The organism is Nonomuraea sp. NPDC049784, from assembly GCF_040659615.1.
GTDB lineage: Bacteria > Actinomycetota > Actinomycetes > Streptosporangiales > Streptosporangiaceae > Nonomuraea.
In genome coordinates this window covers 1-2,863 of record NZ_JBFAMX010000941.1, presented here as the reverse complement: position 1 = coordinate 2,863, position 2,863 = coordinate 1, and the positions used below count along the sequence as shown (strand labels likewise).

Below are 2,863 nucleotides of genomic sequence, written 5' to 3'. Positions count from 1 at the left end.
TCGGGCTGGGGTGGTTGGGGGGGGGGCGGGGGGGGGGCACCGTAGGGGGGCCCGCGCCGGCGGCAGCGGTCATCTCCGTGGTCATCTTCGCCTCTCGGAGAGCCTCGACAGGTTCACCTCGCCGGTCTCGGCGAGCCGGCCGACCAGGTAGCCGACCGCGCCGAGCACCAGCACGATCAGGAAGGCCACCAACCCGCCGAACGCCCCGACGATCCCGAGAACGATGCCGACGGTCATGCCGATCAGCGGCAGCCGCTGGTTGTTCATGGTCCCTCCACGATGTCGTCGATGCGCACGTTCACCCGGCGGCCGCCGGGCCAGGTCCGTCACGGCCCGCCGTACCTCGTCGGCGGTCTCCGGGAGCGGACGGTCCATCGTGGCGACGACGGCGATCTCGACCGCGCGTTCGCTCACGGAGACGCCCGTGAGCCGCCGGCCCGGCAGGTACATGGCCACGCCACGGTCCCGAACGGGCCAATGGACAGCCCGGCCACGCCGTCACACGATCGTGCCCGCTCGGCGATCGCCCACGCCTCGTCCTCGGGGCCGTCCCGGAGCCGTCATTCACCTCGGAGCCCGCGTCCTCGGCCGGGCGTGGACCGGCTTTGAGGCTTGCACCGGACCTTGGGGCCGGGCCCGTGTCCGTCATTGGACCCGCGGCTCCGGCTCGGTGTCCTGCCTGCGGCTCCTGTCGCTCTCCCGGTCACGGTCCTCTTCGGGTAGATGGACGTCGTCGACCCGGATGTTGACCTCGGTCACCTCGAGCCCGCACATCCGCTCGACCGCGTTGATGACGATCTTCCGCACCGCCCCCGCCAGTTCCGGGATGGCCATGCCGTACTCCATCACCAGGTCGAGGTCGACGGCGGCCTGCCGCTCGCCCACCTCCACCGACACACCCTGCGTGACGCTCTCCTCGACGCCAACCATGCCGCGCATGCTCCCGAACGCCCGCGCCGCGCCCCCGCCCATGGCGTGGACGCCGGACACCTCGCGGGCGGCGAGCCCGGCGATCTTGGCGACGACGACGTCTTCGATCCTGGTGGTGCCCCTCTCGGTGACCAGCACGGTCCCCGGGCTGCCCTCGTGAGTCCTGGCCCTCGGCACGGTCGCGGCCTGACCGGTTTCCGTGGCTCGGTTGGACATTGTGTCCGGCACGCCCCGTCACCCCCTGTTTGTCCTCCTAAATAGACACAAATAACCGCACGGACACGACTGATGCCCAACGAACGGATTCTGTGGGCATCTATAGACAACTCCTGACCCATTGGGGTTAAGGTGCAACCCGGGCAGTTAGGGCTTGGCGATCCCCTGGCCGGTCTCCTTGGCCGCCCCGGCCACGCTACTGCCCGTGCCCTTGATGGCACCGACCGCTCCCCGGGTGGTGCCGTTAACCGTGCTGGCGGCCGTCTTGGCCGGTCCCGTCGCTGCCTGGCCAGTTCGCCGAACAGCTTCCACTCGTTCCGCTCTTGCCTCAACCACCTGACTCACATCCTCGGCTGGCCGACCCCGCGCACCGGACGGGATCGACGTTGCGCCTTGTCAGGATCCCCGAACTCACGCCGCCCTCCTCGCTCGGCGTCCTTTTCGTCTTCGTCGTCCTCCTCTTCGCCTTCCCCCTCTTTGTAGCCCTCGTCTTCAGAGTCTTCGTCCGTCTCATCACCGGCCGCCTGCTTCGTGGGCGGGCCGGTGTGCTTGGCCGTCCCCGGCGTCCGCAGAGCCTCGGCGCGTTCGTGCAGCCTGTCGCTCAGGGAGTCGATCTGCCTGCTGGTCGCGGCCACTGCCGCCGCCTTGCCAACCTCCAAGAGATCCCCGCGCAGGCGGTCAGTGATCTGCCCGACCTCTGGAGAGGAGCGGAGGGTCTTGATCCCCTGCGCCAGCACGCCACCCCCGCCTCCGGGCACGCGGCCGGCCAGCCCGGCCGCCGCCAATGCCGCGACCATGCACAACTTGCGGCGCCGTCCGAGGTAGTACCCGGCGAGCACGGCCAAGGCGATCGTCACCTTGTTCGACATGATCAGCCTTCCTTTCTCCTCCAGTCCTTTCGTCTCGGGATGCACCGAATCAGTGCACAGGAGCAGACGCCAATGCCTGTTGTCGCGGCCGGAACACGCACCATGGCCTGCCCACCAATAGGACAAAGAACCCGAATGGGGGAAAAGTTGGACAGACATTGAGTGGCGGAAGGCCGCGATTTACCGCCTCGTCCAGACCTTTGTCGAGGATCGTGTCGATGACGGGGGCCACGCTCCCCGGAAACGGACGCCCGGCCACCTAGCCGGACGTCGCCGGTTACACGCGCGTAAGCCGTCTCTCTCGCCTCCGCGAGCGTGTCCCGAGAAGCCGACAGAGAACTAGATGCGGTGGAAAAGCTCTCAGACTTGACGTCTGCGCCTGATGGCCTCCGCAGCTTGGAGCCTGGACGGTGCTGGGGGTCAGATGCTCGCGCGGGCCGCCGGGAGGTGGGTGGCAGCGGGCACGGGCACGGACTTGGCAGCTTGTCCATGACCAGGCGGGCCGCCTCCCTGCCCACCTCCTTCGCGGGGATCAGCACCGAGGTGAGGCGCGCGGGCCGGCGCACTGGTCATAAGAGATGACAGCCGGCTCGACCTGGCCGGGTGACCTTCATCGACATAGCGGCGCTGTGGGTGCTCACCCGCAGCGCCCACGCCCTGCCAGCCAGCCGCGAGCTCGTCTTGGACCCGCTCCCACCATGCGTACGGCGGCTGCTGCAGGTGACCGCGCGGCAGCAACGCCCCAGGGCTGCGCACGACGGCGAGCCTCAACAGGGCGCGCCGTCCGGCCTTAGCAGGCCTCCAGCGGCCGGCACCGGCATGGCGCTGGCCGAGTTGTGGGGGGCGAG

The 2,863-nt window shown here is 69.2% G+C and carries 5 protein-coding genes; 1 reads left to right on the top strand and 4 read right to left on the bottom strand.

Going from position 1 to position 2,863, the window contains the following annotated elements:
* Positions 1 to 81 precede the first annotated feature (81 nt).
* The 4 genes from AB0J09_RS61395 to AB0J09_RS61380 all read right to left on the bottom strand — a co-directional run bounded on the left by AB0J09_RS61395 (position 82) and on the right by AB0J09_RS61380 (position 2,015).
* Complete coding sequence (locus tag AB0J09_RS61395; RefSeq protein ID WP_360713287.1) at positions 82 to 456, bottom strand: DUF2273 domain-containing protein; 375 nt, start codon at positions 454 to 456, stop codon at positions 82 to 84.
* A gap of 189 nt (positions 457 to 645) precedes the next feature.
* Complete coding sequence (locus AB0J09_RS61390) at positions 646 to 1,158, bottom strand: Asp23/Gls24 family envelope stress response protein (RefSeq protein ID WP_360713285.1); 513 nt, start codon at positions 1,156 to 1,158, stop codon at positions 646 to 648.
* 135 nt (positions 1,159 to 1,293) lie between these two features.
* On the bottom strand, positions 1,294 to 1,458 hold the full coding sequence (locus AB0J09_RS61385; RefSeq protein ID WP_360713283.1) for a hypothetical protein: 165 nt from the start codon (positions 1,456 to 1,458) through the stop codon (positions 1,294 to 1,296).
* A gap of 29 nt (positions 1,459 to 1,487) precedes the next feature.
* Positions 1,488 to 2,015, bottom strand: a complete 528-nt coding sequence (locus AB0J09_RS61380; protein WP_360713281.1) for a hypothetical protein — start codon at positions 2,013 to 2,015, stop codon at positions 1,488 to 1,490.
* 603 nt (positions 2,016 to 2,618) lie between these two features.
* On the opposite strand from AB0J09_RS61380, the gene AB0J09_RS61375 reads away from it, so the two are divergent.
* A partial coding sequence (locus AB0J09_RS61375; protein ID WP_360713279.1) for a hypothetical protein occupies positions 2,619 to 2,863 on the top strand: 245 nt, incomplete at its 3' end.